The sequence below is a fragment of the Streptomyces sp. M2CJ-2 genome (genome assembly GCF_016757295.1).
GTDB lineage: Bacteria > Actinomycetota > Actinomycetes > Streptomycetales > Streptomycetaceae > Streptomyces.
On sequence record NZ_JAESIF010000169.1, the window covers coordinates 1 to 4135 of the forward strand.

General features: G+C 67.1%; 2 protein-coding genes. Both read right to left on the bottom strand.

The annotated features are described in order from the left end of the window. Window positions 1–433 precede the first annotated feature (433 nt). Window positions 434–1975, bottom strand: coding sequence for a class I adenylate-forming enzyme family protein (locus JL475_RS38270; RefSeq protein WP_202282814.1), 1542 nt, complete (start codon window positions 1973–1975; stop codon window positions 434–436). 197 nt (window positions 1976–2172) lie between these two features. Then, window positions 2173–3432 (bottom strand): CaiB/BaiF CoA-transferase family protein, encoded by a 1260-nt coding sequence (locus JL475_RS38275; protein ID WP_202282815.1) that lies wholly within the window; start codon window positions 3430–3432, stop codon window positions 2173–2175. Between the last annotated feature and the right edge of the window lie 703 nt (window positions 3433–4135).

Here is a 4135-nt window from a genome sequence, read left to right on the forward strand (position 1 = left end):
AGCCACCCCCTTCGCCACAGAGCGTGACGCCACGTCAGCAAGCCGAACCAGCGCACCGCTCAACTTCGAAGACCCCCTTTTCAGCCCAGCAGCGCATGCCAGCCTCGGCCAGGGCGTCGATGACGCCGCAGGCACGGGCGGGCGCGGACGTCGTACACAGTGTCGGGCGCTCAGCAGCCCGGACAGGAACCGCAGGGTGGTACTGGACAGATCGAGTCCCGATGGGCAGGCAAGCACACGAAGCTCCGGGCGGACAGGTTGCTCTTGGTCGACACCCCCTCTACCAGGAGCTTCACTTCTTCCCACGCCCGACCCCCACGCCAACTCAGCCAGACATCAGCCAGGTTGGAAACAGTTCAGTGAGCAATCGCCGGACTTTTGAGGGACTTGTGGCCGGGCGACCCCGGCACTTCGGGGCCGCCCGGTCTGCTTGTCACGAGCTGGGCAGAGACAGCGCGATCGCGTCGGAAGGCGTGCGTGTGAACTGTTTCCGTAGGACCGGCTTGGCGAGCTTGCCCGAGAAGGTGCGGGGGAGCGGTTGCGCCAGGGCGACCGCGTGCTTGGGCTGCTTGTAGCGGGCAAGGGAGGCTTGTGCGGTCGATGCGAGGCGGCTGGCGACGACCGACGGGTCCTGGTCGGTATGGAAGACAACCATCGGGACCTCGCCCCACCTGTCGTCCGCCACGCCGATGACGGCAAGGTCCACCACCCCCTCCACGGAGCCGAGAACCTTCTCGATCTCGGCGGGGTAGATGTTCAGGCCGCCGGAGATGACCATGTCCTTCCTCCGGTCGACAACCTTGAGGAAGCCGCCGTCGTCCTGCAGGCCCAGGTCGCCAGTGCGCAGCCATCCGTCGACGAGGGTATCGGCAGTCTCCTGGGGACGGTTCCAGTAGCCGTGCATGGTGTGCGAGCCACGGACCAGAATCTCCCCGACCTCGCCGGCCGGGACCGTCTGGCCGTCGGAATCCGCGATGCGGATGGCGGTGCCCACGAGCGGCAACCCGGCGAAACCGGGACGCGTGAGCGCATCCTCGTACCGCATGGTGGAGACCAGTCCCGATGCCTCGGTCAGCCCATAGACCTGCGTCACCGGGATACCGCGTGCCTGGTAGACCTTCAGCAGGTCCGGATTCACCGGGGCGCCGCCCGCTCCTGCGAACTTGAAGTCGGCCAGCCTGCGCCGTCCGAAGCCGGGCAGCGCCGCCATGCGCTCCCAGACCACCGGGACCGTCGTTGTCGCCGTGACCTGGTGCCGCTCCAATGCGTCGAGGCAGCGCTCGGCGTCGAAGTCGCCGGGCAGCACCATCGTCGCGCCTGGGAACACCACCAGTTGCATGAAGACCGAGATGACTGAGCCCGTGTAGACCAGAGGTGCGGCCAGCAGTACGCGGTCGCGCCACGAGATCCCGTGGGTGATCATTTGGGCCTGGCCGGGGGCCAGTACGGAGCGGTGCGTCAGCAGCGCGCCCTTTTGCACTCCCGTGGTGCCGGAGGTGTAGCAGATGAACGCGCCGTCGTCCTCGTCGACCTCAGTGATCGGCGCCGTCCCGGACTCCGCCATGAGCAGGTTGTATCCCGGCAGGTCGGACGAATCGGTGGCGAAGATCTCAAAGCCGAGCGCCTTGTGTCCTGGCTCCAGCAGGTGGGCGAGTTCGCCCTCGGTCACCACGACGCGCGGGTCGGCGTCCTGGAGGAGGGGAGCGAGCTCCGGGGCCAGCAGCCGGAAGTTGAGCGGAACGCTGATCGCGCCCAGCTTCAGAGTGGCCAGGATGACATGGGCGAGCTCCGGGCGGTTGCGCATGAGTACGCCCACCCGGTCGCCCTTGCGGACCCCGCGAGCCGCTAGGCCACGGGCGAGGGCGTCGGAGACCGCATCGAGTTCTGCCCAGCTCTGTACGTCGTCACCGAAGATGATCGCCGCGTGGTCGGGACGATTTTTCCCCCAGTAGCGAACGAGATCATTGATGTTCATGCCAGCTTCCCATGTCCCTTGTTCGGTTGCTGTTTTCATGCACACGACGGCAGAGCGCGGTGTTGATCCGTCAGCCCACGACTGACCGCGCCGAGCCTGCGACTCGCCCTGATGAGCAGAAGCTGCTTGGAAGAGGCACGGGTGACCGACGGATACGGGATGCCGGGCCGTGTTCTCCGTGGGCTGTGTGACGCTCGTCAGGACGCGCCGGCGTTGCGTCCGGCAGCCTGCGAGGGTGCTCCCTCGAGGCCCAGCTCGGACAGGGCCGCTTCGTCGTAGCCCGCCACGTCCCGCAGCACCTCCCACGTGTGCGCGCCGAGTCCCGGGGCGAGATCGGCTGCGAAGTCCTCTCCAGCGACACGGACCGGGCTCACCATCAGCTCCAACTCGCCCACGCCGTCGTAGGTGACCGTGTAGGTGTTCCGCCGAGCCTTGAAATGGGGATCCTGGATGAGCTCGTGGACGCTGTTCACCGGTCCGCCGGCGATGTCGTGCGTGAGGAAGAGCTCGGTCCACTCCTCGCGCGTGCGCTCCAGGAAGATGGCGCGCAGTTCGCGCCAGACCGTCTCGGCGCGCCGAGCGGATCCCTCGTCGACGGTGGTCAGGTCGATCTCCAGGAGGTCCGGACGGTCGACGGCATGGCAGAAGTTCCGCCAGAACTTCTCCACGTGGGCGCCGAACAGCATGGCGCCGCCGTCCTGTGTCCGGTACGCCTCCAACCGGGGCCAGTCCGGCAGCCGACCGTCGGGCAGCCAGGCGGAGCGCTGCGTCGTCCGGCCCTCGTTGAGGGCCGAGTCGGTCTCGTCCGGGATCCAGCTGGCTGCCACGTCGATGCCGGCCACCTCGAGCCGTGTCCCTGCCCCGGTGCGGCGGGCGTGGAGAATCCCCGCGAGTATGCCCATCGCTCCGTAGGCACCCAGTCCGTACATCGCGATCCCCGGTGCGGTCGAGCCCGCGATGCCCTTGTCCGGAGGCGTGCTCGGAGTCGCCACCTCGCGCAGGCCGGCGTAGGCGTCGAAGACAGGTCCGCCACTGCCAAGCCGCCGGTAGGGCCCGTCGCTGCCGAGGCCGGAGACCGTGCAGAAGACGAGCGCCGGGTTGGTCTCCTTCAGTACGTCGTATCCCAGGCCCAGCCATTCGAGATAGCCAGCACGTGTTCCCTCGATCACCGCGTCGCTGACCTTGGCCAGCTCTAGGAAGGCAGCCTTGCCCGCGTCGCTCCGCAAATCGAGCGCTACGCTCTTCTTGCCGCGGTTCCAGCGCAGGTGCATGAAGGCCGGACCGTCGGGTCCGCCCACCGCCAGGGAGCCACCGGTGCGCACGGGATCGCCCACAGGCCCGGTTTCGACCTTGATCACCTCGGCGCCGAGATCAGCGAGATGGCCACCGACGGACGAGGGCGCCAGGTGGGCGACCTCCAGGATGCGCACCCCTGCCAACAACGAGTAGCCGCTCATGGGAACCTCCGGGTCGTGATCCGAGTCATTGTGTGTCCCACGCCCAGCGCCGGCCCTGATTTCTGGTGAGGTGTGCAGGGGAGAGCCGGACGCCCACGGAATGCTGTCCGGTGCGTCGTGGGGGCAAAGTGTTCGAGAGGGCGGGAGCACGGGATGTGGCGTCCACCGCAGCGCCGTAAATCTAATGGCATTCGCCAAGTCGGGCAAGACCTCGTGGGCGTCGAGTGCACCTCACTGCCGCACCCCGTCGGCCCTGACCCTTGTGGCTGACTGGGGAGTTTCTGGGAAAGCGCCTGGTGACGGCCTCCCGTGCCCACGAGGAGGGATCGGGGTCTCGACCGTTAATAACCTACTGCGATAAGGTTTAGGTGCTTGTCTTGCGTGGATCCCTGTCGCAGGCTTACCGGTCCGGCGGGCATGGTCGGGGAACCGTGTGCTCGTGCCGATGCGACTCTGGTCATCGAAGAAGGGAGTGCGGCAAGTGAACCGCCCCGGGTTCGGTAGAGATCTCAGATTGTGGTTGTGACCTGGGGTTCCGTGGATTCCATGTAGTGGTCGGCCTCGTACTCGACGGGCGGAACGTTGCCTATCTCACCGTGCAGTCTGCGGTGGTTGTACCAGTCGACCCACTCAGCCTCGATCCACCGCGTGAATTCTGCTCACGGGCGTCGGGCGGCTCCTGGTGGTTTCTTCGGGACGCGGG

Bases quoted from the DNA above. Each gene is read 5' to 3' on its own strand.
- JL475_RS38270 (WP_202282814.1), bottom strand. From the start codon at position 1,975: ATGAACATCAATGATCTCGTTCGCTACTGGGGGAAAAATCGTCCCGAC.
- JL475_RS38275 (WP_202282815.1), bottom strand. From the start codon at position 3,432: ATGAGCGGCTACTCGTTGTTGGCAGGGGTGCGCATCCTGGAGGTCGCC.